This window comes from Paracholeplasma brassicae (assembly GCF_000967915.1).
Classification (GTDB): Bacteria; Bacillota_I; Bacilli_A; order Acholeplasmatales; family UBA5453; genus Paracholeplasma; species Paracholeplasma brassicae.
Genome location: NC_022549.1, coordinates 276,876 through 299,281, shown reverse-complemented (window position 1 = coordinate 299,281; position 22,406 = coordinate 276,876). Strand labels below are relative to the sequence as shown.

Annotated in this window: 32 protein-coding genes and 1 other annotated feature; of the genes, 2 read left to right on the top strand and 30 right to left on the bottom strand. The window is 36.7% G+C overall.

The window, feature by feature from the left end:
* Positions 1-11: 11 nt before the first annotated feature.
* From metG to BN853_RS01385, 11 genes are all read right to left on the bottom strand, one after another.
* A complete protein-coding gene (gene metG, locus BN853_RS01435; RefSeq protein WP_030004160.1) occupies positions 12-1,568 on the bottom strand; it encodes a methionine--tRNA ligase in 1,557 nt (518 codons plus the stop codon).
* 39 nt (positions 1,569-1,607) lie between these two features.
* Positions 1,608-1,816, bottom strand: a binding site (T-box leader).
* A 98-nt stretch (positions 1,817-1,914) separates the two neighbouring features.
* On the bottom strand, positions 1,915-2,769 hold the full coding sequence (gene rsmI, locus BN853_RS01430; RefSeq protein WP_030004159.1) for a 16S rRNA (cytidine(1402)-2'-O)-methyltransferase: 855 nt from the start codon (positions 2,767-2,769) through the stop codon (positions 1,915-1,917).
* 1 nt (position 2,770) lies between these two features.
* Entirely contained in the window at positions 2,771-3,181 is a 411-nt protein-coding gene (locus tag BN853_RS01425) for a hypothetical protein (protein ID WP_052591115.1), read from the bottom strand.
* Complete coding sequence (locus tag BN853_RS01420) at positions 3,156-3,914, bottom strand: tRNA1(Val) (adenine(37)-N6)-methyltransferase (RefSeq protein ID WP_030004157.1); 759 nt, start codon at positions 3,912-3,914, stop codon at positions 3,156-3,158. The genes BN853_RS01425 and BN853_RS01420 overlap by 26 nt, the downstream gene beginning before the upstream one ends.
* The gene (locus BN853_RS01415) at positions 3,904-4,710 is read right to left on the bottom strand and encodes a PSP1 domain-containing protein (RefSeq protein ID WP_030004156.1); all 807 of its coding nucleotides are present in this window, start codon (positions 4,708-4,710) and stop codon (positions 3,904-3,906) included. The genes BN853_RS01420 and BN853_RS01415 overlap by 11 nt, the downstream gene beginning before the upstream one ends.
* 18 nt (positions 4,711-4,728) lie before the next feature.
* Complete coding sequence (locus BN853_RS01410) at positions 4,729-5,673, bottom strand: AAA family ATPase (RefSeq protein WP_030004155.1); 945 nt, start codon at positions 5,671-5,673, stop codon at positions 4,729-4,731.
* Positions 5,673-6,275, bottom strand: coding sequence for a dTMP kinase (tmk, locus tag BN853_RS01405; protein WP_030004154.1), 603 nt, complete (start codon positions 6,273-6,275; stop codon positions 5,673-5,675). Before tmk ends, BN853_RS01410 begins: the two co-directional genes overlap by 1 nt.
* A gap of 18 nt (positions 6,276-6,293) precedes the next feature.
* The gene (truA, locus tag BN853_RS01400) at positions 6,294-7,022 is read right to left on the bottom strand and encodes a tRNA pseudouridine(38-40) synthase TruA (RefSeq protein WP_030004153.1); all 729 of its coding nucleotides are present in this window, start codon (positions 7,020-7,022) and stop codon (positions 6,294-6,296) included.
* On the bottom strand, positions 7,012-7,986 hold the full coding sequence (locus BN853_RS01395; RefSeq protein WP_030004152.1) for an energy-coupling factor transporter transmembrane component T family protein: 975 nt from the start codon (positions 7,984-7,986) through the stop codon (positions 7,012-7,014). Before BN853_RS01395 ends, truA begins: the two co-directional genes overlap by 11 nt.
* Positions 7,979-8,830 (bottom strand): energy-coupling factor transporter ATPase, encoded by an 852-nt coding sequence (locus BN853_RS01390; RefSeq protein ID WP_030004151.1) that lies wholly within the window; start codon positions 8,828-8,830, stop codon positions 7,979-7,981. The genes BN853_RS01395 and BN853_RS01390 overlap by 8 nt, the downstream gene beginning before the upstream one ends.
* Positions 8,806-9,621 (bottom strand): energy-coupling factor transporter ATPase, encoded by an 816-nt coding sequence (locus tag BN853_RS01385; protein ID WP_030004150.1) that lies wholly within the window; start codon positions 9,619-9,621, stop codon positions 8,806-8,808. Before BN853_RS01385 ends, BN853_RS01390 begins: the two co-directional genes overlap by 25 nt.
* A 118-nt stretch (positions 9,622-9,739) precedes the next feature.
* On the opposite strand from BN853_RS01385, the gene trxA reads away from it, so the two are divergent.
* The gene (gene trxA, locus BN853_RS01380; protein WP_030004149.1) at positions 9,740-10,051 is read left to right on the top strand and encodes a thioredoxin; all 312 of its coding nucleotides are present in this window, start codon (positions 9,740-9,742) and stop codon (positions 10,049-10,051) included.
* Position 10,052: 1 nt separating this feature from the next.
* A complete protein-coding gene (locus tag BN853_RS01375; protein WP_030004148.1) occupies positions 10,053-10,910 on the top strand; it encodes an NAD(P)/FAD-dependent oxidoreductase in 858 nt (285 codons plus the stop codon).
* A gap of 24 nt (positions 10,911-10,934) precedes the next feature.
* Here BN853_RS01375 and BN853_RS01370 read toward each other — a convergent pair whose 3' ends face one another.
* From BN853_RS01370 to BN853_RS01280, 19 genes are all read right to left on the bottom strand, one after another.
* Positions 10,935-11,363, bottom strand: coding sequence for a MarR family winged helix-turn-helix transcriptional regulator (locus tag BN853_RS01370; protein ID WP_030004147.1), 429 nt, complete (start codon positions 11,361-11,363; stop codon positions 10,935-10,937).
* A gap of 1 nt (position 11,364) precedes the next feature.
* Positions 11,365-12,351 (bottom strand): VOC family protein, encoded by a 987-nt coding sequence (locus BN853_RS01365; RefSeq protein ID WP_030004146.1) that lies wholly within the window; start codon positions 12,349-12,351, stop codon positions 11,365-11,367.
* A 274-nt stretch (positions 12,352-12,625) separates the two neighbouring features.
* Positions 12,626-14,320, bottom strand: coding sequence for a M3 family oligoendopeptidase (locus BN853_RS01360; protein WP_030004145.1), 1,695 nt, complete (start codon positions 14,318-14,320; stop codon positions 12,626-12,628).
* Between the two features lie 117 nt (positions 14,321-14,437).
* Complete coding sequence (rplQ, locus tag BN853_RS01355; protein ID WP_030004144.1) at positions 14,438-14,800, bottom strand: 50S ribosomal protein L17; 363 nt, start codon at positions 14,798-14,800, stop codon at positions 14,438-14,440.
* An 11-nt stretch (positions 14,801-14,811) separates the two neighbouring features.
* Positions 14,812-15,816, bottom strand: coding sequence for a DNA-directed RNA polymerase subunit alpha (locus BN853_RS01350; RefSeq protein WP_030004143.1), 1,005 nt, complete (start codon positions 15,814-15,816; stop codon positions 14,812-14,814).
* Between the two features lie 33 nt (positions 15,817-15,849).
* Positions 15,850-16,236, bottom strand: a complete 387-nt coding sequence (gene rpsK / locus BN853_RS01345) for a 30S ribosomal protein S11 (RefSeq protein WP_030004142.1) — start codon at positions 16,234-16,236, stop codon at positions 15,850-15,852.
* Positions 16,237-16,247: 11 nt separating this feature from the next.
* Complete coding sequence (rpsM, locus tag BN853_RS01340) at positions 16,248-16,613, bottom strand: 30S ribosomal protein S13 (RefSeq protein ID WP_030004141.1); 366 nt, start codon at positions 16,611-16,613, stop codon at positions 16,248-16,250.
* A 15-nt stretch (positions 16,614-16,628) separates the two neighbouring features.
* On the bottom strand, positions 16,629-16,742 hold the full coding sequence (gene rpmJ, locus BN853_RS01335; RefSeq protein WP_052591112.1) for a 50S ribosomal protein L36: 114 nt from the start codon (positions 16,740-16,742) through the stop codon (positions 16,629-16,631).
* A gap of 12 nt (positions 16,743-16,754) precedes the next feature.
* Positions 16,755-16,973 (bottom strand): translation initiation factor IF-1, encoded by a 219-nt coding sequence (infA, locus tag BN853_RS01330; RefSeq protein ID WP_030004140.1) that lies wholly within the window; start codon positions 16,971-16,973, stop codon positions 16,755-16,757.
* 12 nt (positions 16,974-16,985) lie between these two features.
* Positions 16,986-17,735: a type I methionyl aminopeptidase gene (gene map / locus BN853_RS01325; protein WP_030004139.1), complete on the bottom strand. Its 750-nt coding sequence runs from the start codon at positions 17,733-17,735 to the stop codon at positions 16,986-16,988.
* A complete protein-coding gene (locus BN853_RS01320; protein WP_030004138.1) occupies positions 17,732-18,379 on the bottom strand; it encodes an adenylate kinase in 648 nt (215 codons plus the stop codon). Before BN853_RS01320 ends, map begins: the two co-directional genes overlap by 4 nt.
* A gap of 36 nt (positions 18,380-18,415) precedes the next feature.
* A complete protein-coding gene (secY, locus tag BN853_RS01315) occupies positions 18,416-19,717 on the bottom strand; it encodes a preprotein translocase subunit SecY (protein ID WP_030004137.1) in 1,302 nt (433 codons plus the stop codon).
* A 1-nt stretch (position 19,718) separates the two neighbouring features.
* Complete coding sequence (gene rplO, locus BN853_RS01310; RefSeq protein ID WP_030004136.1) at positions 19,719-20,156, bottom strand: 50S ribosomal protein L15; 438 nt, start codon at positions 20,154-20,156, stop codon at positions 19,719-19,721.
* Between the two features lie 14 nt (positions 20,157-20,170).
* Positions 20,171-20,350, bottom strand: coding sequence for a 50S ribosomal protein L30 (rpmD, locus tag BN853_RS01305; protein ID WP_030004135.1), 180 nt, complete (start codon positions 20,348-20,350; stop codon positions 20,171-20,173).
* 3 nt (positions 20,351-20,353) lie between these two features.
* Positions 20,354-20,854 (bottom strand): 30S ribosomal protein S5, encoded by a 501-nt coding sequence (gene rpsE, locus BN853_RS01300; RefSeq protein ID WP_030004134.1) that lies wholly within the window; start codon positions 20,852-20,854, stop codon positions 20,354-20,356.
* Between the two features lie 12 nt (positions 20,855-20,866).
* Positions 20,867-21,223, bottom strand: a complete 357-nt coding sequence (gene rplR, locus BN853_RS01295) for a 50S ribosomal protein L18 (protein ID WP_030004133.1) — start codon at positions 21,221-21,223, stop codon at positions 20,867-20,869.
* Positions 21,224-21,235: 12 nt separating this feature from the next.
* Entirely contained in the window at positions 21,236-21,778 is a 543-nt protein-coding gene (gene rplF, locus BN853_RS01290; RefSeq protein WP_030004132.1) for a 50S ribosomal protein L6, read from the bottom strand.
* Positions 21,779-21,793: 15 nt separating this feature from the next.
* A complete protein-coding gene (rpsH, locus tag BN853_RS01285) occupies positions 21,794-22,192 on the bottom strand; it encodes a 30S ribosomal protein S8 (RefSeq protein ID WP_030004131.1) in 399 nt (132 codons plus the stop codon).
* A 17-nt stretch (positions 22,193-22,209) separates the two neighbouring features.
* Positions 22,210-22,395 (bottom strand): type Z 30S ribosomal protein S14, encoded by a 186-nt coding sequence (locus BN853_RS01280; RefSeq protein WP_052591110.1) that lies wholly within the window; start codon positions 22,393-22,395, stop codon positions 22,210-22,212.
* Positions 22,396-22,406 lie beyond the last annotated feature (11 nt).

Sequence of the window (22,406 nt, the reverse complement as noted above, 5' to 3'; positions counted from 1 at the left end):
ACTTTACTAAACTAACCTCTTAAGATTTCTTCAAGTTTTTGTACTAAATCGTATCGTTCAAATAAGACCTTTGCCTGATTTAGTAGGGTTTGATCTTTAAAGCTGCCAAATGAAGTAATTGAATCGAAGCTGACGTCATTTGAGTTAATTTGGTTTAGAATTTCTTTGGCTGTTTCAGGAATGAACGCTTGTAAAATCACCGCGACCACACGAATGGTCTCAATGAGCTCATATAAAACACCGTCGAGCTCTGCTTGTTTTGACTCATCTTTGTATAGCTTCCAAGGTTCAGTGACATCAATGAACTTGTTAGCCAATCTTGTTACCTTCATCACTTCTTCTAGTGCATCTGACACACGGTATTCATTCATCTTTTGTCTAACACTACTTAGTAATTGTTCACAAGATTCAACCAAATTGATTTCATAAGTTTCTTTTGTGTTCGCCTTCTTAATTAAACCGCCACGGTACTTATTAGCCATACCAATGGTACGGTTAACTAAGTTACCTAAGGTGTTAGCCAAATCGGTATTGTTGCGTTCAATTAACAACTCATAGGTTAAATTCCCATCGGTTTGATAAGGTATCTCATGTAGGACGTAATATCTTAATGTATCTTTCTTGAAGAATTTTAATATGTCGTCGGTGTAGAGTGTATTTCCAACTGATTTTGACATTTTTGATTTATCGATTAATACCCATGGATGCCCAAAAATTGTTTTTGGTAAATCCAACCCTAATGCCATTAACATGATTGGCCAGTAGATGGTATGAAAGCGTAAAATATCTTTGCCGATTAAATGAATGTCTGCAGGCCAGTACGTTTTAAATTTTTCACTAACTTCTAAGGACCCATCTAAGTCAAGGCCAGAAATGTAGTTAGTGAGGGCATCAAGCCACACATAGATAACGTGTTTTTCATTAAACGTTTTAATCCCCCATTCAAATGAGGTTCTAGACACCGCAAGATCATGTAACGGTTCTGATAAGAAATTATTAATCATTTCATTTTTACGTGATTCCGGTTGTATAAAACTTGGGTGTTCGTTAATGTAGTCAACCAAACGTTGTTGGTACTTCTTTAAATCGAAGAAGTACGTTTCTTCTTCGGTCCAAACCAAGGTATCACCGTTTGGTCCTTTGCCATCCACGATGTCCTTTTCTAAAATAAAGGATTCTTCTGAAACCGAATACCATCCTGCGTATTTTCCGAGGTAAATATCGCCTTGATCATAAAGCTTTTTAAAAATATGTTGAACGGTTTTTTTATGATTCTCATCGGTTGTACGAATAAAGTAATCATAAGACACATCAACCGATTGATAAATCCGTTTAATTTCGTTTGAAATCTGATCGGTATAGGTTTGTGGGTCAATGCCTTTTAATTGTGCTTTTGACTCAATCTTTTGTCCATGCTCGTCGGTGCCTGTTTGAAAGTAGACATCATAGCCATCAAGTCGTTTGAATCTTGCGATTGCATCAGCTAAGATTGCTTCGTAGACATTACCAACGTGTGGAATGGCAGAAGCGTATGCAATTGCAGTTGAAATATAAAATGGTTTTTTCATTTTCTTCATCCTCCATAAAAAAAACGTCCTTAAAATAAATCTAAGGACGAATGATCGCGGTACCACCTTAGTTCTAAATAACTTTTTGTTACTTAGCCCTTTAAACACTTAACGCGTGTCTACGATTTAGCCTACTTATCGGCCAAATAGCTCAGAAATCATGTTCAACTAATCAATACGTTTGTTTACACCAACCACAAACTCTCTACGGTATCTAATTAGCCTACTCTTTTCATCATAGCTATATCAACACTATTATAGTGAATTAAGATATAAAAATCAACCTTTAATTTCACGTTTTTTTCCACTTGAAAGATAAAGCGTTTTTATTTGAAATAAGGGGGTCTTATTTGGTTTTAATTCCACCTTGATTAATCACTTCTTGATAAACAATATTCTTATTTACGCCCATCTCTTTAGCTACCATTTTGATGGCTTCCTTATGGTCATAACCAAGTTCGATATACTCTAATACTTTGTCCCTTGGTGAGGTAATCTCTTCTTCTATTTTTTGATAGCCTTCACAAATAATGACAAATTCACCTTTTTCAACTAGGTCTGCTTCAATTAACTCTAGAAGATTACCTTCAATGTAGGATTCGTAATGCTTGGTAAGCTCTCTTGCTAAACAAACGTGTCGATTTCCAAACACATCAAGGAGCGCTTTTAGCGTTTCTTTGATTCGGTTCGGGCTTTCATAAAAAACAAGTGTGTGAGGAAGAACTCTAAGTTGAGTAAGTTCTTTTTCTCTTTTTTGTTTCGCACGATTTAAAAACCCATAAAAGGTAAATGGTTGAACGACTAAACCACTACCAACAAGCGCAGTTAGAATCGCAGAAGCCCCTGGGACAACCACCACAGGAAATTCATTTTTCACGTGAAAAACCAGTTCGTAACCAGGGTCACTGATTGCCGGTGTGCCAGCATCTGTCACAATCGCAATCGATTTACCTTGCCTCAATTGGTTTAAAATCGTCTCTTTTTTCTCTTCTTTGTTGTGTTCATGATACGTATCAAGCAAAGTCTTTATCTCAAAATGAGTCAGTAATTTTCTTGTATTCCTTGTGTCTTCTGCATAAATCAAATCGACACGTTTTAAAGTGTCGATTGCTCTTAATGTAATATCACCTAAATTACCAATCGGTGTGGAGACAACGTATAATGAAGCAACATCGTCCTTAAAACTATCTCGTATCTTCATTCTATTCAAGGACCGTGCGTTTGGCTTTTTCGTGCCAATCACGTTCGTCAAAAATTAATTGCATCAGTTCTTTTCTCTTCGCGTTCGTTATTTTAAACTGACGACGCAAGTTATCTAAGAAGAAATGCTCAGATGTATTGTATAAATCGTCAAACATCGATAATTTCAATAAATTTAATAGCACAATGTGTCGAACGGTTTTAGGACTATTGACGAAAAAATCAATGGTTACGTCAAGATCACTTGATAAGCTAAACGTGTATTCGTTGATGATATCATCGCCTACTTCGGCTAGCATCATATTCAGAATTCGTTGTTCAAAGATCGTCGGTTCCCCATCGACCGCAACCATTTGAATCGCAATGTCTAAAAATTTCAGTTTCTCTTTACGGTTTAGTTGGCTTAGTAGCATACGTCTCACTCCCTAAATTATAAATTTCTAAAACCTCTTTTGTCCACTTTTCTTTATTAAATAAAATCAGTGGCTTCATCACATCAAGCCCACCAGGCATCCCAAATTTAATGGCTTCAATCAACACGTGGTTTGGTTTTTTATCCCGTCTTGGTTGAACAAATCGGATTCGTTTGGGCTCTAAGTTATGTTTGGTCAGGCTATTGATGATTTCAGTTAGTCGATCTGGTCTATGCACTAAATAGAACACACCACCTTGATTCAACAATTTTGATGCTTCACAGATCCACTCATCAAGGGTAATTAACACCTCATGACGTGCAATTGTGACTGATTCATGCTCATTCTTTTTTGACTGTTCATGAATTTTAAAAAATGGTGGGTTAGATATCACCACATCAAACGCTTGAAAACCAATGACTTTAGAAATGCCTTTTACGTTATGGCAGACCGGTGTGATTTGATCTTCTAGATGGTTGTGTGCGATGTTTGTTTGTAATAATTCAAACACATTTTCTTGCACTTCAACCGCCGTAATTGGTCGTTTGGTACGAAGTGAAAGATAAAGCGGTATTGAGCCATTACCTGATCCAAGATCTACGATTTTCTTTACTCGATTATTGATGCGGACAAAACTCGCAAGAAGGATCGAATCGGTATTAAAGGAAAATAGCTCTGTGTCTTGATATATTTCAATTCTTGGATAACCAAGTAATTCGTTTTTAACTCGCATTTTTAAAATCTAAATACGTTTTTAGTAACAATTGTTCATAGGAACCATCTTCATAAACCACGCGCATACTTTGTCTTAAAATATTAATTCCAAGCACGGTTGCTTTACCATCTTTTGTCATAATTCTATCGCCAACGTCAGGCATATTGATTCGCAACTCTTCGTATACGTCATTTTCAAATTTAATGCAGCACAATAGTTTGCCACAGTTCCCACTAATCTTTTGAGGGTTTAGAGATAAGTTTTGATTTTTCGCCATCTTAATCGATACGTTATCAAACTCACCAATAAAGGTTGTACAGCAGGTGATTAATCCGCAAGGGCCGATGCCTCCAATGAATTTCGCACCATCTCTAGAGCCAACTTGTCTTAGCTCGATGCGCGTTTTAAATACTTCGGTTATGTCTTTAACTAATTGTCTAAAGTCAACTCTGCCTTCGGCTTCAAAATAGACAACCAAACGATCGCGGTCTAAGGTATATTCAGCAGCAAGTACTTTCATCTCTAACTGATTTTTCTTTGCCAATTGCTTGGTTACTTTAACCACATTATCTTCTAAACTACGATTATATTCACTATCTTTAATGTCCTTTTCACTAGCGACACGAATGACTGGTTTGAGTTCTGAGTGAAGTTGTTCCTCACTTACTTCTAATAACTTACCAACGACTTTTCCTAATTCGATGCCTCGTACGGTTTCAACAACCACTAACGAGCCATTTCCGATGTCAAACGATTTCGGATCGAAATAGTATTTTTTGCCGGCGGGTTTAAATTGGACTTGTGCTACAAGCATAGAGTCACCACCTTCTTATTATTGTAAATCTAAAATCAATTGGCTAAATGCCATATCGATACTTATATTATAGTTTAAACGATGCAAAAATGTTTGGATTTGTTTCAAATTTTCAGATATTTTTTCGTAAGTTGTTGTTTTGATGATATTATCGTAGTCATTTTTTAAAAACTCAAATGAAAATAAATCACCATTATAGGCCTTGATAAAATCAAGGTAGTATATCATTAATAGATTTGAAAACTGCATCATGAGTGTTCGATCATACCTAATTAAATCAAACCGTTCATCAGCCATAAACCAAAGCGGTTCATCTTTTAGCAGTGTCTCATGAAACACCTTTATTAACGATAACATTGCTAATGCGTTGGGATCTTCGGCCATTTTCTTAGCCACCACCATATCTTTGTTTAAGTAAGGTAGAAAAGAAGAAATAAACGGGTCATAACCCTCTTCTAACAGTATCTCCGTTAGCTCTTTTTCACTTCTAGGCTTCAAATAGATCACTTGACTGCGACTAATAATCGTATTAATCACTTGATCAGGATTATCCGTTAGTAAAAATCCAATGGTCTTTTTTGAGAGTGGTTCTTCTAAAAACTTTAGTAAACCATTGGCAGCGGAGGTGGATAATTTATCAACTTCATCAATCATATAAATACGACTCCCATCGGTTAATGATGTTTTTGAAAACTCAGTTTGAAGCTGAGCGATTTGTTCTTTTTTGATATTCTGTCCACTAGGTTCGATAAACATCAAATTAATATGGCCATTGGTCATCAATTGAGTTTTCATGTCCGCGTGATAGTGATCATTTAATAACCGTGCAGCGATTTCATAAGCCAAATCTTTTTTTCCACTGCCTTTTGGACCTGCAAAAAGATACAGGTGTGATAACCTGTTTTTCTTAATTGCATTTTCAAACATGTGGATGATTTTGGCTTGTCGCTCTATTTTGGTCATTAAATCACTTCCTTAATTTTCGCTAGAACTTCCTTGATTATGTCTTCTATCGGTTGATTCCCGTTAATCACACTAATGCGATCTTTATATAGCTCTGCTAGTTTTAAATAACCTTCTCTAACCTTCAAATGAAACGCCAACTGCTCTTTATCGAGTCGATTTTGAGAGCGATTTTTGATGCGTTCTAATCCGATGTTAGGATCTAAATCAATATAAAATGTTAAGTTAGGTAAGTAATCAAGAGCGTAAGTGTTAATTTTTAATACAGATTCAAAACCTAAACCTCTTGCGTAGCCTTGATAAGCCAAAGAGGAATCTAAATACCTGTCACATAAAACAACTTGATTAGCGTTTAATGCCGGTATAACGACTTCATCTAGATGTTGGACTCGAGAGGCCGCATAAAGAAGCGCCTCAGTTCTAGGTGTCATATCCGTATTTTCAATATCTAAAATGACTTTTCTAATTTTCTCAGCAATTCTTGAGCCACCTGGTTCTCTAGTTGTCACTACCGATAAATTCATTTCTTCTAAATAACTTCTTAAAGCTGCGATTAACGTGGTCTTCCCTGACCCCTCGCCGCCTTCAAATGTAATAAACATGATTTTCCTCCTCTAATGCTATTCGTCATATAAGACATATTCTAGGTATAAACCTTCGGGTTTTGCTGTTTTACCAGCTTTACTTCGATCTTTACTTTCTAATACTTCTTTAACGATGTCTTTACTTAGTTTTCCTCTGCCAATATCAATTAGGGTACCAACCATGCTTCTAACCATGTATTTTAAAAAGCCATCAGCAACAAAAGAAATGACAATTTTGTCGCCATCTTCTGTTAATGTTGCCTCAAAAATCTCTTTAATTGTTGGTTTATTAATGACATAAGTAGAAAAACCATAAAAATCATGTTTGCCAACAAAATCCATCAAGGCCTCTTTCATTAATCTCACATCTAGTGGGTAGTGAATATAGGTTTGATGGTTTCGTTTAAATAAATCGTATTTTCTCGTAATTACGTATGAATACTTTTTCTTCTTTGCGTGAAATCTGGCATGAAAATCATCAGAAACCTCAGTTACGCTTATCACTCTAATATCGCTTGGTAAAAACGTATTCAGTGCTTTTGTCCAATTGGATTCTTGCAAATTAACGCTTGAATCAAAATGACAGACTTGCCCATACGCATGGACACCTCTATCGGTTCTACCAGATCCAACAATGTTTGTTTCTTCCTTTGTTATTTGAAATAATGCCGTTTCTATTACTTCTTCAACCCCAAGCCCATTGTTTTGTTTTTGAAACCCATGATAATTAGAACCATCATAAGAAACAATTAGCTTATAACGCATGAATAACGCCTGTATTTACAAGAATATTAAAGGTTAAAAGAAGTACTAATATCGACACAGAAACAAGATCCACAAGACCTAATTTCATTTGATCGATTTTTGTGCGTTTCGCACCAATGACGTAGCCACGAGCTTCCATTGCGTTGGCTAGATCTTCTGCGCGTTTAAATGATATAACAAATATTGGAATTAACAAACTGATGATTTGTGAGATCTTGTCTTTTAACTTAGATTCACTAAACTCAACCCCACGGCTGGCTTGTGCCTTCATGATTTTTGTTGTTTCATCTAGTAACGTCGGAATAAACCTTAAAGTAATTGATAACATCATTGAAAGTTCTGCCACTGGAAATCGAACCACTTTAAACGGTTTTAATACAGATTCAAGGCCGTTGTTTAAATCCGTTGGCATCGTCGTAAATGTCAACAAGGACGAGAGCATTACAACGATCAAAATACGGAAAAGCAAGAACCCAGTCTTGTATAAACCACCTTCGTATAAGTTAAATTCGTAAGAAAATATCTTTCCATAAGGTAAAACGGCTTGTAAGAAAAACACCATAAAAACAAATGCTAGAAATAGCGTTGATTTGAATTTTGTTCGTTTTTTCGCAATGTTATATAGCACAATTAAAACAACTAAAGCCCCTATCGATGAAAAAGATAAATGCATATCGGTTTCAAACAGTAGGTTGCCAGACTGCACATAAAACACTTGAATCACAAAGGTAAAGGTTAATAAAAACAACAGCGCCTTCATTCCTTTGATCATTTTTAAGAACGGAATCCCCGTCGTTAAAATCATCATGAGCGTCAGAACTAGTAAAACGGCCATGTGATTAAAACTTGAGATTGTAAATGTCACTACTAAAGCTAAGACCAAGGCGATAATTTTGATCCTTGGATCCATTTTATAAATCCAGGAATCCCCTGGGACGTATTGACCAATTGTAATGTTATTCATGATTGACCTCCTTTAAATACTCAAGGAGTTCTTCTTCTGTAAAGACTTGCTTAAACGGGATGTTCAAGCTTTCGGATAAATAGGTCATCATTTCATACGCTTGAGGTCTTGCCAAATGGTAAGATTCAAAATTAGGATCGAGAAATAACGTTTCTTTTGTCCCATCAAATGCTATTTTAGCTTTGTCCATCACAATGATTCGTTTTGCATATCTTGAGACAATATCCATGTCATGTGATATTAAAACAATGGTGATGCCGTGTTTGTCGTGCAGTTCATTAAATAATGCCATCATTTCTTTTGAACCTTTAGGGTCTAGCCCTCTGGTTGGTTCATCTAAAACAAGCATATCGGGTTTCATTGCAAGTATACCTGCAATGGCGACTCTTCGCATTTGACCCCCGCTGATTCGAAATGGTGACTTAGACAATAGCTCTTCAGGAATTTTGCATAATAAAGCCGCTTCTCTAGCTCTTTGTTCTGCCTCTTGATCTGATAATCCAAAATTTTTCGGACCAAACATGATATCTTTTAATATGGTCTCTTCAAATAATTGGTATTCTGGAAATTGAAAAACAAGTCCCACACGTTTACGTATCGGCCCTATTTTGTCGGTTCTTTTTTTCACCGGGATTGTGTGTTCATAAATTTGAACTTCTCCCTTTGAAGGTTGTAGTAATGCGTTCATGTGTTGAACAAGCGTGGTTTTACCACTACCTGTTTGTCCACAGATTGCTAAAAATTCATGGTCTTCAATCACCAAATTAATTTGGTTAATTGCCTCGAAGGATTCATTTTTAATCCCTCGATAAAAGTAACTTACTTCTTTAAACTGTATGCCCATGCTTTATCGACCAATTCCTTTTTATTCTTTAACACTTCATCTTTAATGATTTGTTGATAAACCTTAAGACCAAAAGGAATATCTAAATCGGTTTGTTCTAAAATATCTTGATGCTTAAAAACATCATCGGGTGTTCCCTCAAGAACAACAGAGCCTTTATTTAGGACGATGATGTGATCGGCTCGTCTAGCAAACTCTAGGTCGTGTGTGATCGCAATGATTGTCTTTTTTAACTCTTTGTTCAACCGAACAATGAAGTTCGTAATCTCTTTGGTCCCTTCAGGATCTAGCATTGATGTTGCTTCATCAAAAATCATGATGTCTTGATTCATCGCAAGTGCACCTGCGATTGCGACGCGTTGTTTTTGTCCACCAGAGAGTTGATGTGGTTCTTTATTTAGGTATTCATTCATCCCAACAACTTTTGAGAACTCTTCTACCAGTTCAACCATTTTCTCTTGTTTTACGCATTGGTTTTCAAGACCAAAAGCAATGTCATGCTTTACGGTTACTCCAACAAACTGATTGTCTGGATTTTGAAACACAATCCCAACTTTTTTTCTTATGTCGTGAACATTTTCTGCGTTCATTTCAAGCCCATCAATGACTATTTTACCTTCATCGGCTTTTAAAAGTCCAATTAATAGTTTTGCTAGTGTGGATTTTCCTGAACCATTATGGCCAACCACACACACCCATTTGCCTTCTTCAATTGAAAAAGACAACTCTTTAATTGCCTCATCTTTACTATTATAAGAAAATTTTAAATTTTCAACGGATATTTTTGCCATTTCTTCACCTTCTATATACCTTATCTATTATAACATAATATTTGTTGCAAATTACTAGATTTATACTGCGTTAACGTTTATAATGAATAAGGAAATTATTTATAGGAGGTGCCTTTTTATGGCAAAAACCATTACAAAAGAAAATTTTAAAGAGATCGTTTTACAAAGTGACAAACCTGTGTTAGTCGATTTTTGGGCAGCATGGTGCCGTCCATGTCAAATGTTAGGACCAATTGTTGAGCAATTAGCATCTGAAGTCGATGGATTAGCTGTCGTTGGAAAAGTAAATGTTGATGAACAACCAGAACTTGCAAATGAGTTTAGAATCATGAGTATTCCAACCATTTTAGTTTTCAAAAACGGAAAACTAGCTGGTAATACTGTAGGTGTTCGTCAAAAAGACGAATTAAGAAGATTACTTGGCGTTTAATATGTACGATACAATCGTCATCGGTAGTGGTCCCGCTGGGATCACTGCTGCGATTTATCTAAAACGTTCAAATAAGAATGTTTTAGTTATCTCTAAACCAGGTGGGGCAATGGCTCATGACACACTAATTGATAACTATTATGGTTTTCCAGGCGGTGTCACAGGGTCACAACTACTTGACTTAGGCATAAAGCAAGCCAAGGATTTAGGTATCGAAGTCATTTCTGAGGAAGTGATTGCGATTGATAAATTAACTGATTTCTCTGTCATAACAAGCAAACATACATTTGAAAGCAAAACCGTTATTTTAGCTACCGGAAAAGCAAGACAGACACTTAAAATTAAAGGCTTTAACCAATTCAAAGGTAAAGGCATTAGCTTCTGTGTCACTTGCGATGGCTTCTTCTTTAGACAAAAGAAGTTAGCTCTTGTTGGTTATAATGACTATATGTTTCACGAATTAAAAGATATGGAATACCTAACCAACGACATCACAATTTTTACAAACGGCCATGAGTTAACGGTTGACGTTAATTACCCCGTTGTCAAAGACATCATCACAGAAATCAAAGGTGATGAATTCGGTGTCACGCACATTTTGACTGCTGATACTCATTATGACGTACAAGGTATATTTGTCGCCTTAGGTACACCAAGTGCCGCAGATTTTGCCACACGGATTGGTGCAGTTGTCGAAAATGGTAATTTGATTGTCGATCAAGACTATCAAACCAACGTGGAGGGTTTATTCGCTTGTGGCGATGCCATTGGCGGTGTTTTACAAATCACAAAAGCATCCAATGATGGGATGCAAACAGCCATTTCTTTAAAAAAGTACTTAAAAAGCAAAACAGCCTAGATTTTGACATCTAAGCTGTTTTTTTTATTTAGTTAGCTCTTCAGCCTTTTTACCTACAAGCTTTAACATACGCTTTAACTCTTCTTGTTCTTCTTTACTTAGCACGTCAAAAACAGGTTGAATGTTTTTCAAATGTTCTTTCATCACTTTCTTCATAAACACTTGTCCTTCTTCAGTTAGTGAGACGGTGAAATATCGTTTGTCTGACTCATTTTTAACTCTTGAAATCAATTGTCTTTTTTCAAGCTTATCAAGGACATAAGACATTGAACTGTTTGCGATCAAAACCAGATCACAAATGTCTTGAACGGATAAAGCACCTTTGGCATAGAGAACTTCTAACGTCGAAAACTCACTAATATTTAAATCATGTTTTGCCACATCTTTTTTAACTAATTGTTGTAGACTGCCAGTTGCACGAAATAATATGGTGACATTCTTGTTTTTTTCCATCTTAGAAATACTCCTTTTCTTTTGTTAGAATTACATCTGACGTGTCAAGCGGGCGAACCTTCTTTTCAATCTCTTGTCTTCGATTGACAAACTTTGGCGGTAACGCTAGCGTTGTCCCTAGTAACTCTAAAGATTCTTGTTCATCAACAAATCCCGGCCCGTCAGTGGCGAACTCAAATAAGACATTTGGATATAACCTTGTATAAAGCGATTGAAAGTAAAATCGATCAACAAATCCAGAATTACCTGCACCGATTTGGTTCATGTAGTCAATCCACTCGTTTAATTCCGTTTGGTCTTTTACTCGAAATGCAATGTGATGAATTGCCCCATAGCCTTGCATACCTCTTATTTTACTCGAATCTTCGATAATAATCAATGAAGCACCGTTGCCACCTTCACCCATTTCAAATAAGTGCATATTAGATTCACTACCAACGTGAGTCAAAAATAAACCCTCAGTTAATACTTGCTTAAAATAGTCAAAGCGAGACACGGTAATAAAAACAGGTCCTAACCCAACAATTTGATACTCATTTGGAACTGAACTTTTATCGAAAGGAACGCCATTAAATGATTCAGTTGTTGTTTGATCTGAAAACAACGCGTAACGTTGTCCATCAAAATCCTCAAAAAACATCATTTTACGTCCAAAAAGAGTTTCGATTGGGCCGTGTTTAACGTCATAATAATCAAACCGTTTCTGATAATACTCAAGAGACTGATCGTCTTTGACTCTAAAACCAGAAATCGAAAGCTCATCAGTTCCTCTCGTCGCTTTCTGTATGCCGTTGAAATCAAAAAATGTCATATCTGTTCCGGCTTGACCAATCGCATCCGAAAAGAACAAATGGTAGGTGTTAACGTCATCTTGGTTAACGGTCTTTTTTACCAACCTTAGACCTAAGATGTCGTTGAAAAATCGGTAAATTTTGTATGCATCGCTTGTGATTGCTGTAATATGGTGAATACCACTTAATTTTTTCATAATATCAATCTCCTTTTAATTATTCATATGTTTTTTATGTAATATAATCATATCAATCCATATAAAATTACGCATTAATCGACTAATCATAGATACTTTAAACCTTTATAAAGGCATCTTATGAAACTCTATGATTTTCAATAAAAATTTTGAATCAATAATTCGCTATAATCCTTGATTAATATGTCTTATACTGTTATTATAGTTCAAATTCGAAATATTATCAATTCATATGCTTAGAAAAAAAGAAACCGAGTATCTCGGTTTCTAAGTATTATAATTTAGTATCATCGATCGTATCTAAGAATGCCTTAAGTGGTTCGATGGTTTGTTTTATTGTGCCATCAACAAACGGACTATTCAAGTTTGAACGTCTCATTAACTCAACAAACCCGTATGCACCGCCTAATTTACACAAATCGACATACGACTTCCAAGCCTCTTCATGGTTTCGATGGTCCCTAATCCAGTATTGAAAGGCACATACTTGAGCTAAGGTGTAGTCGATGTAATAAAATGGACTTCCAAAAATATGGCCTTGTCTGTACCAGTAAGTACCTTTTTTCATAAACGCATCTTCGCCGTAGTCTTTTGATGGTAAATAGACTTTTTCAAGACGCGCCCAGGTCGCTTTTCTTTCTTCTTTTGTCATTTGTGGATTTTCATAAACTTCATGTTGAAATTCATCAACTAATGCCCCATAAGGTAGGAATGAAATTGCACCACTCAAGTGTGAGAAATAGTATTTTTCTTTATCTTCTTTAAAAAATAATTCCATCCATGGCCAAGCAAAAAACTCCATACTCATTGAGTGTATTTCACAAGCTTCATAACCAGGGAAGCGTTGCATCGGATTAATGAAATCTCTCGCTTGATAAACTTGAAATGCGTGACCAGCTTCGTGTGTAAGAACATCGACATCGTGTGACGTGCCATTGAAATTTGCGAAGATAAACGGTGCTTTATAGCTTGGAATGAACGTACAATAGCCACCGCCTGCTTTGCCTTTTTTAGAATCAAGCTCTAAAAGCTCTGAATCGACCATAAAATTAAAGAATTCGTCGGTTTCTTTTGATAGTTCTTTATACATTGTTTTAGCATGATTGACTAAAAAATCTTTGTCGCCTTTTGGTGTTGGATTACCTGATAAGAAACTAATTGTATCGTAGCTCTTTAAATCATTAATCCCTAAACGTTTTGCTTTTCTTTTAACGAGTTCTTCGACGACAGGCACAACGTCACGTTTTATTTGTTTACGATATGCTTTGACATCTGAGGCGTTATAATCTGTTCTACCTAATCGTTGATATCCGAGTTCCACATAGTTCTTATAACCCAGTTTTTGCGCCATTTCATGACGCACTTTCACCATGTTATCATAGATGTCATCAATGTCGGATTCAATCGATTCAAAGAAATTTGAAATTACTAGTTGTGCTTGTTTTCTTGTTTCACGACTCAAACTTTGTGTAAATGGTGCCATTTGACTTAGGTTATAAACGCCACCTTCAAACTCTATTTGTGCCGATGCCACCAATTTTTGTTGTTTTGAAGCGAGTTTATTTTCTTCGATCATTAATGGGATAATTTCATCACTAAACGATTCAATTGAAACTTTTAATTGGTCAAAATAATGCGCCCCAAAAGTTTCAATTAATTGTGGTTTAAACTCACTTTGGTAGATCACTTTGTTGATATCAGTGAATAAACCTTGTAAAACCGGTGATACCTCATCAAAAAAACTTTGTTCTTGATCGTAAAACTCATCGGTTGTATCTAGGCTAGTTCGAATTGATACGAGTTGACCTTGCGTATCGAGTTCATCTTGAATCAAGAAGTATTTTTTGACTAGTTCAATTACGTTAACAACCTCTTTTTCTTTTGTCAGTTGTTCTTTTATCGAAACTAATTCATGTTTAATTTTATCGACGTCTGGTCGTTGATACTGATAATCTTTAAATTTTTGCATTTCTTACCCTCCAATTAAAAACATTATACGCTATTTTCACTAATTTTTCTAGATATTATTAGCTGTTTATCTAATTTTTTTGTACAAAAAAAGGCATGCTTACGCATGCCTCTTAGATTATTCAACGAATTGAATGATTGCCATCGGCGCTGAATCGCCTCTTCTTGGCATTGTCTTGAAAATACGCGTATATCCACCGTTACGGTCTTGATACTTTGTAGCGTATTCGCTAAATAACTTTTGTAAAGCGGTTTGTCCTTCAGCTGCTTCTTCGTTACGAACGAATGCTGCTGCTTGACGTCTTGCTGCTAATGTACCCTTTTTACCAAGAGTAACCATTTTGTCAGCAACTTTACGAAGTTCTTTGGCTTTTGCTTCAGTTGTTTCAATTTGTCCATTGATAATTAAATCTGTAACAAGGTCTCTTAGTAATGCTTTTCTTTGATCACTTGTACGTCTTAATCTGCTATATCCTGCCATAGTTTTGCTCCTTACTCGTTGTCATCGTCTAAGATAGATTCGGAACGTCTGCCACTAGAAAATCCTTGGGCAAAACCTAATCCTAAATCTTCTAACTTCTCTTTAACTTCTTTTAATGACTTGCGACCTAAATTACGTACACGCATCATTTCTTCTTCTGTTTTCTTTGTTAATTCAGCAAGCGTGTTGATTCCTGCACGTTTTAAACAGTTAAATGAACGAACTGATAAATCAAGTTCTTCGATTGGTTTTTCTAAACGAGTGGTGTTTGTTTCACTTGGACGTTCTGCCATGAAACTAATTTCATGAGAAGCTTCGTTTAAGTCAACCACTACCGTTAAGTAGTCCATCATCATTTTTGCTGCTAAAGACAATGCTTCGTGTGCTTTTACTGCACCATTGGTTTCAACATCCATGATTAGTTTATCATAGTTTGCGTCGTTATTTACACGGGTTTTTTCAACGTCGTAAGATACGCGGTTGATTGGTGTGTAAATGGAGTCAATTGCAATGACACCAACATTTTTAGAATGCTTTTTATTTTCGACAGATCCAACATAGCCAATGCCACGTCTTACTGTCATATACATCGATAATTTGCCGCCTTCAACTACAGTGGCAATCACTTGATCTGGGTTAACAACTTTAATCTCATTATCATGAATGATATCTGAGGCAGTGACAACACCAGCGCCATTTTGATGAATTTCAATTTCTTTTTCAAAATTAGGATCTGTTGAATCTACGGATAAAACAACCTTCTTTAAGTTAAGAACGATGCTCATGACGTCTTCCATCACACCTTCAAGTGTCGAAAATTCATGTTCAGCACCATCAATTTTTACGTTAACGATTGCTGCACCAGGAAGACTTGACAGTAACACACGTCTAAGTGAATTACCGATTGTAATACCATAGCCACGTTCTAATGGGCTAATGACGAATCTTGCAACTCGATTATCAGCTGAAACCGACTCGATTTTAACCTCTGGTTTTGAAAATTTAAGATCTTGCAAAATGATTACCTCCTGTTTTAATATTTATTCCAATTAGCCACGTGGACGTTTTGGAGGACGGCATCCGTTATGAGGAACTGGTGTCACATCTTTAATTGATGAGATTTCTAAACCAGCTGCTTGTAGAGAACGAATTGCTGCTTCTCTACCTGGGCCTGGACCTTTTACAGACACTTCTACTTTGATTACACCATGTTCCATTGCTGCTTTAGCTGCTGCTTCAGCAGACATTTGAGCTGCAAATGGTGTTGATTTACGTGAACCTTTGAATCCAAGGGCACCCGCACTGCTCCAAGCGATGGCGTTACCACCTTGGTCAGTAATTGTTACGATTGTATTATTAAACGTTGTGTGAATGTGAGCAGCCCCTACAGGGATGTTCTTTTTAACGCGACGTTTAGTATTTCTTTTACCTGCCATGATAGCCCTCCTTATTTCTTCTTATTCGCGATAGTTTTAGCTTTACCTTTTCTAGTACGCGCATTATTTCTAGTGTTTTGTCCGCGAACTGGTAAGCCTTTTCTATGACGAATACCACGATAAGAACCGATTTCCATTAAGCGTTTGATGTTTAGGGTTACTTCTCTACGTAAGTCACCTTCAACTTGGAAATTTGCTACTTCTTGACGAATACGGTTTAACTCATCTTCGGTTAAATCTTTAACGCGAGTGTTAACATTAACATTCGCTTTTTCTAATACGATTTGTGACGTTGTCTTGCCGATGCCATAAACATATGTTAAGGCGATAACTACACGTTTGTCACGTGGAATATCAATACCTGCTATACGTGCCATAATTTTACTCTCCTATTATCCTTGACGTTGTTTGTGTTTTGGATTTTCACAAATAACCATTACTCTACCTTTGCGTTTAACTACTTTACATTTGTCGCAAATAGGTTTTACTGATGCTCTAACTTTCATGTGATTTTCCTCCTATCGACGGCGGTATGTAATTCTGCCGCGCGTTAAATCATATGGTGATAACTCAACTGTTACGCTATCACCAGGTAAAATGCGTATATTATTCATACGGATTTTACCAGATACGTGTGCGAGTACAACATGCCCATTTTCAAGTTCAACTTTAAATTTGGTATTAGGTAGTACTTCGACGACTTTTGCTTGAACTTCGATTAAATCTTCTCTTGCCATAAATAGCCTCCTTTAAAGTTCAGTTAATATTTCACAACCATCTTCGGTTACCACAATCATGTGTTCGAAGTGTGCGCTGTTTTTACGATCGGCCGTAACCGTCGTCCAGTTATCTTTTAAGACAACCACACGTTTGGTTCCAATATTAACCATGGGTTCGACACATAAGGTCATGCCTTTTTTTAAGACAGGTCCTGTGCCTGGTTTCCCGAAATTTGGAACATACGGATCTTCATGTAATTTAGAACCGATGCCATGGCCTGTAAATTCCTCTACAATACCATAACCAAATGGTTTAACATAAGTTTCAATTGCATGTGAAATATCCGATACTCGGTTGCCCGGTTTTATTTGCTTCAACCCTTCGTAAAGAGATTGAAGTGTCACATCTAAAAGTTGTTGGTTTTCTTCACTAATTGATCCAACAGGAAACGTCCATGCCGAATCGCCATGATAGCCTTTATATAGAACACCAATGTCGAGTGAAACCAGATCGCCTTCTTTTAGAATTACCTTTTTAGAAGGAATTCCATGAACAACGACTTCGTTTACTGATAGACAGACGCTACCAGGAAAACCATTGTAATCTTTAAATGATGGGATACCACCTAAGGATAAGATGTAGTCTTCTGCAATCCTATCGAGTGTTTTTGTATCCATACCAGGTTTAATGTGTTTTTTTACTTCTTCGCGTGTTAAGGCAACCATACGGCCAGCCTCGCGCATCAAACTGATTTCTCTATCTGATTTAATTGTGATCATTTAGAATCAATCCTTTTTATTAATCGTTCGAATACTTCGTCGATTGTTCCAGAGCCATCAATATTGATTAATAAGCCTTGTTGAGCGTAATAATCGATGACTGGTTCTGTTTGTTCATAATATACTTCAAGACGATGTTTTACCGTTTCTGGCTTGTCGTCTTCTCTTTGCATCAATGGGGTTTGATCTTTATCGCAAATACCATCAACCATTGGTTTATTCGTGTCGATATGATAAGTTGCCCCACAAGTTGGACATACACGTCTACCTGTTGTTCTTCCCATCAATAAATCGGTGTCCACTTCAATGTTAATCACACCATCAATCTTCCAATTCTTCTCTTTTAAGAGTTCATCGAAAGCTTCCGCTTGAAAAATATTGCGTGGGTAACCATCCATTAGAAAAGAGGTTTGAACATCTTCGCCTAATAAACGGTCTTTAACGATTTCATTGGTCAATGAATCTCTAACGAGCTTACCTTCATTAATGTAACTTTGAACGATTTTTCCAAGGGGAGATTGGCTTTTGAGCTGCGCTCTAAACATATCTCCCGTTGAAATATGAGGTATATTATAATAGTTTATTAATTTCGCCGCCTGGGAGCCTTTACCAGCACCAGGAGGACCCATAATAATTAATCTCATCCCTAAATACCTCCGCCTTAAGTCTTGCTAATTATCTTAGAAAATACCTTTATATTCTTGATTCGTTGCTTCGGTTTCAAGTTGCTTAGTTGTTTCCATAGCAACCCCAACGACGATTAGTAACGATGTACCACCAAGAATAACAGATTGTGATTCAGCTCCTGAGAAGTTAAATACAACGGTTGTGATAATTGGTAGTGCGGCAAGAATTAATAAGTACACAGACCCAAGTAGTGTAATCTTAAATAATAATTTCGCGATATAATTTTGAGTTTCTAGCCCTGGTCTTACCCCTGGGATATAGGCGTTTGATTTTGATAAATTGTCTGATACTTTTTCTGGATTTAACATCAAGAATGAGTAGAAGAAAGTAAATACTAAAATCAATGCCATATATAATACAAACCCAATTGGATTTTGATAGTTAAATATTTGGTCAATCCAGTAACCAGCACCACTTGCGGCATTACTTGTAAAGAAGCCGATGATGCTCATTGGAATACTTAGGATTGTTGAAGCGAAGATTACTGGAATCACGCCTGCTGTATTTAACTTAATTGGTAAATTAGAATCTGTTTTTCCTTGGCCAGCTTTACGATTCGCATATTGAATCGGTACTTTACGTCTGGTTAATTCTAGGTAAGTTACCCCTAGTAAAATACCGAAGTATAATACAAGAATTAAGATGAAGAAGAATATATCTAAGCCACCTGCGCCATTTGTAATGTATTTAGTCCAAAGAACAGTGATCATTGAAGGTAATGATGTAATAATACCAGCAACAATTAATAGCGATGTACCGTTACCTACACCTTTACGCGTGATTAAATCAGCAATCCACATTGCAAAAGCTGTACCTGCGGTAACAATTAATGCCATGTAGACGTAAAGGAATGGTGAAGGATCTAGAATTGAGGTAATGAACTCATTTCCGCCAACCGATAACCCAAGTAGTAATACCATCGCTTGAACGAATGATAAAACTAACCCCATGATGCGTGTTAAACGAGTTAATTTACGTTTACCAGCTTCACCTTGATCAGCCCATTCTTTTAAGACTGGGATAATGTCCATTTGTAACATTTGAACAATGATCGATGCGGTGATGTATGGGCTAATACCCATTGCCATGATCGAGAAACGTCCAAGGGCGTTTCCTGAAAAGTTATTAAGGATTGCTAAGAAGTCATTACTTGCAATTAGACCAGTTATAGCGGATGTATCAATCAGTGGAATTGGAATCCACGTGGTCACACGGAAAATAAATAAAATTAATAGGGTAAATCCTAATCTTTTTAGTACTTGTGTGTTTGAAAATATCGCTTTAATACGGTACATGTTAAATTACCTCAGCCGTTCCGCCCGCTTGTTGGATTAACTCAAGAGCTTGTTTTGAAAAATGGTTTGCTTTAACTGTTAATTTCTTTTCTAAAGTACCATTCGCTAACACTTTAACGCCTGATTGTAATTTTCCGATGATTTTTTTCTCTAATAATACTTCTGGTGTGACAACATCGCCATCGTTAAACACATTTAATTGTGTTAAGTTAACGATTGCAAATTCTTTTCTATTTACGTTAGTAAATCCGCGTTTAGGCAGACGTTGGAAGAAAGGAATTTGTCCACCTTCAAAACCGAGACGAACACCGCCGCCAGATCTAGCATTTTGTCCTTTAGAACCTTTACCAGCTGTCTTACCAGTGCCACTACCGATACCGCGTCCTAGTCTTTTACGACTTTTACGAGCACCCTCATTTGGTCTTAATTCATTTAACATCGTTTTGCCCTCCTTTACGCGATTTCTTTGACAGTAACTAAATGAGCGATTGTGTTAACCATACCATCGATGGCTTCATTTCTCTCTTTAACTACTGATGAGTTTAATTTTCTTAGTCCTAAAGCGTGAGCAGTTTTAACTTGATTTTGTTTTCTACCGATTAAAGATTTCTTTAATGTGATTTCAATTTTCATAGATTACACCAAACTTTCTACAGAAACACCGCGTAATGCAGCAACTTCTTCAATTGTTTTGACACTTTCTAAACCTGCAAATGTTGCTCTCACCATGTTAATTGGTGATTTAGAACCTAATGACTTACTTAAAATGTTGTTGATACCAGCTAATTCACAAATTGTACGAACCGCACCACCTGCAATTACCCCAGTACCTTCAGAAGCTGGTTTTAAGAATACTTTACCTGCGCCATAGTTACCTGTTACGGTATGAGCGATGGTGTTGTTTACGATTGAAATCTTAATTGTATTCTTTTTAGCTGCTTCAACTGCTTTTTTGATCGCATCTGGAACTTCTTGTGCTTTGCCCATGCCAAATCCAATTGTGCCGTTTTTGTCACCAATAACAACTAAGGCTGCAAATCTAAAACGACGTCCACCCTTAACTACTTTAGTAACACGGTTGATGGAGACAACGCGATCTTCAAATAATTCTACTTCTTTTTCTCTTTGTTTACGCATGTTTTCTCCTCCTTAGAATTGTAAGCCGGCATTACGAGCTGCATCGGCTAAAGCTTTGATACGACCATGGTATAAGTAACCACTTCTGTCAAATACAACAGCAGTGATACCACCAGCAATCGCTTTTTCAGCGATTAATTTACCTGTTGCTTCTGCAGCAGCTACGTTAGCGCCTTTAACGCCTTCGATTTCTGTGCTTCTTGCAGCAAATAATGTAACTTGATTCACATCGTCGATTAATTGTACATAGAAAGCTGTATTAGAGCGATATACACTTAAACGTGGTCTTGCTGCTGTACCGTTAAGAGTACGACGAATGCGAAGATGTCTTTTTTGACGTGTTGCATTGCTTGATTGTTTATTTATCATATATATGCCCTCCTACTTCTTAGCAGTCTTGCCTTCTTTGCGACGTACATTTTCGCCTTTGTAACGAATCCCTTTACCTTTGTAAGGTTCTGGTTTTCTTACAGCTCTAATGTTTGCAGCGAATTCACCAACGACTTGCTTGTCATATCCTTCGATAATAACTTCAGTATTCTTTGGTAAAGTCACAGTCACACCATTTGGAACGTCAAGTTCTACTAAGTGTGAATAACCCGCATTTAAGACTAACTTATTTCCTTGAAGTTGTGCTCTATACCCAACCCCAATAATTTCTAATTCTCTTTTGAAACCAACAGATACACCAGTAACCATATTAGCTAATACAGCTCTTGTTGTACCATGTAATTTTCTAACGTCATTAACGTCAGAAGATCTTTTGATGGTGATTTCATTGTTTTCCATTTCAATTGTAATCACAGTTGAAAATTGGAATTGTAGAGTTCCTTTTGGCCCTGTAACAGTAACGAAATTAGTTGGCGTTACTTCTACGTTGACACCAGCAGGAACTTTGATCACTTTATTACCAATACGTGACATATTATTTTCCTCCTATTACCAAACGTAGGCGATAACTTCGCCACCGATTTGTTGTTTTCTCGCTTCACGATCTGTCATTAAGCCTTTTGATGTCGAAATGATTGCAATCCCAAGTCCGTTAAGTACAGTTGGTAATTGTTCAACCTGTGCGTATACACGAAGGCCTGGTTTCGATATCCTTTTTAAACCTTTAATTACGCGCTCATTGTTTGCGGCATATTTTAAAGTGACTACTAAAGTACCTTGAGTAGTACCTTCTTTTTTAGTGAAATCTACGATAAAGCCTTCTTGTTTAAGAACGCTTAATACGTCTGCTTTAATTCTTGAAGCAGGGATTTCAACCGTTTGATGACGCATTTGATTTGCGTTACGGATTCTTGTTAGTAAATCCGCGATTGGATCAGTCATAACCATAATTTGCTTCCTCCTTCTTACCAGCTAGCTTTTTTAACGCCAGGAAGTTCTCCCTTGTACGCTAATTCACGAAAACAAATACGGCATACTCCGAACTTTTGATAAACTGAGTGTGGTCTTCCACAAACAGAACATCTGGTATATTCACGAGTTGAAAACTTTGCTTTGCGTTGTTGCTTAGCAATCATTGATTTTTTAGCCATGTTTATTCTCC

Bases quoted from the DNA above. Each gene is read 5' to 3' on its own strand.
- metG (WP_030004160.1), bottom strand. From the start codon at position 1,568: ATGAAAAAACCATTTTATATTTCAACTGCAATTGCATACGCTTCTGCC.
- rsmI (WP_030004159.1), bottom strand. From the start codon at position 2,769: ATGAAGATACGAGATAGTTTTAAGGACGATGTTGCTTCATTATACGTT.
- BN853_RS01425 (WP_052591115.1), bottom strand. From the start codon at position 3,181: ATGCTACTAAGCCAACTAAACCGTAAAGAGAAACTGAAATTTTTAGAC.
- BN853_RS01420 (WP_030004157.1), bottom strand. From the start codon at position 3,914: ATGCGAGTTAAAAACGAATTACTTGGTTATCCAAGAATTGAAATATAT.
- BN853_RS01415 (WP_030004156.1), bottom strand. From the start codon at position 4,710: ATGCTTGTAGCACAAGTCCAATTTAAACCCGCCGGCAAAAAATACTAT.
- BN853_RS01410 (WP_030004155.1), bottom strand. From the start codon at position 5,673: ATGACCAAAATAGAGCGACAAGCCAAAATCATCCACATGTTTGAAAAT.
- tmk (WP_030004154.1), bottom strand. From the start codon at position 6,275: ATGTTTATTACATTTGAAGGCGGCGAGGGGTCAGGGAAGACCACGTTA.
- truA (WP_030004153.1), bottom strand. From the start codon at position 7,022: ATGCGTTATAAGCTAATTGTTTCTTATGATGGTTCTAATTATCATGGG.
- BN853_RS01395 (WP_030004152.1), bottom strand. From the start codon at position 7,986: ATGAATAACATTACAATTGGTCAATACGTCCCAGGGGATTCCTGGATT.
- BN853_RS01390 (WP_030004151.1), bottom strand. From the start codon at position 8,830: ATGGGCATACAGTTTAAAGAAGTAAGTTACTTTTATCGAGGGATTAAA.
- BN853_RS01385 (WP_030004150.1), bottom strand. From the start codon at position 9,621: ATGGCAAAAATATCCGTTGAAAATTTAAAATTTTCTTATAATAGTAAA.
- trxA (WP_030004149.1), top strand. From the start codon at position 9,740: ATGGCAAAAACCATTACAAAAGAAAATTTTAAAGAGATCGTTTTACAA.
- BN853_RS01375 (WP_030004148.1), top strand. From the start codon at position 10,053: ATGTACGATACAATCGTCATCGGTAGTGGTCCCGCTGGGATCACTGCT.
- BN853_RS01370 (WP_030004147.1), bottom strand. From the start codon at position 11,363: ATGGAAAAAAACAAGAATGTCACCATATTATTTCGTGCAACTGGCAGT.
- BN853_RS01365 (WP_030004146.1), bottom strand. From the start codon at position 12,351: ATGAAAAAATTAAGTGGTATTCACCATATTACAGCAATCACAAGCGAT.
- BN853_RS01360 (WP_030004145.1), bottom strand. From the start codon at position 14,320: ATGCAAAAATTTAAAGATTATCAGTATCAACGACCAGACGTCGATAAA.
- rplQ (WP_030004144.1), bottom strand. From the start codon at position 14,800: ATGGCAGGATATAGCAGATTAAGACGTACAAGTGATCAAAGAAAAGCA.
- rpsK (WP_030004142.1), bottom strand. From the start codon at position 16,236: ATGGCAGGTAAAAGAAATACTAAACGTCGCGTTAAAAAGAACATCCCT.
- rpsM (WP_030004141.1), bottom strand. From the start codon at position 16,613: ATGGCACGTATAGCAGGTATTGATATTCCACGTGACAAACGTGTAGTT.
- rpmJ (WP_052591112.1), bottom strand. From the start codon at position 16,742: ATGAAAGTTAGAGCATCAGTAAAACCTATTTGCGACAAATGTAAAGTA.
- infA (WP_030004140.1), bottom strand. From the start codon at position 16,973: ATGGCAAGAGAAGATTTAATCGAAGTTCAAGCAAAAGTCGTCGAAGTA.
- map (WP_030004139.1), bottom strand. From the start codon at position 17,735: ATGATCACAATTAAATCAGATAGAGAAATCAGTTTGATGCGCGAGGCT.
- BN853_RS01320 (WP_030004138.1), bottom strand. From the start codon at position 18,379: ATGAGATTAATTATTATGGGTCCTCCTGGTGCTGGTAAAGGCTCCCAG.
- secY (WP_030004137.1), bottom strand. From the start codon at position 19,717: ATGTACCGTATTAAAGCGATATTTTCAAACACACAAGTACTAAAAAGA.
- rplO (WP_030004136.1), bottom strand. From the start codon at position 20,156: ATGTTAAATGAATTAAGACCAAATGAGGGTGCTCGTAAAAGTCGTAAA.
- rpmD (WP_030004135.1), bottom strand. From the start codon at position 20,350: ATGAAAATTGAAATCACATTAAAGAAATCTTTAATCGGTAGAAAACAA.
- rpsE (WP_030004134.1), bottom strand. From the start codon at position 20,854: ATGCGTAAACAAAGAGAAAAAGAAGTAGAATTATTTGAAGATCGCGTT.
- rplR (WP_030004133.1), bottom strand. From the start codon at position 21,223: ATGATAAATAAACAATCAAGCAATGCAACACGTCAAAAAAGACATCTT.
- rplF (WP_030004132.1), bottom strand. From the start codon at position 21,778: ATGTCACGTATTGGTAATAAAGTGATCAAAGTTCCTGCTGGTGTCAAC.
- rpsH (WP_030004131.1), bottom strand. From the start codon at position 22,192: ATGGTTATGACTGATCCAATCGCGGATTTACTAACAAGAATCCGTAAC.
- BN853_RS01280 (WP_052591110.1), bottom strand. From the start codon at position 22,395: ATGGCTAAAAAATCAATGATTGCTAAGCAACAACGCAAAGCAAAGTTT.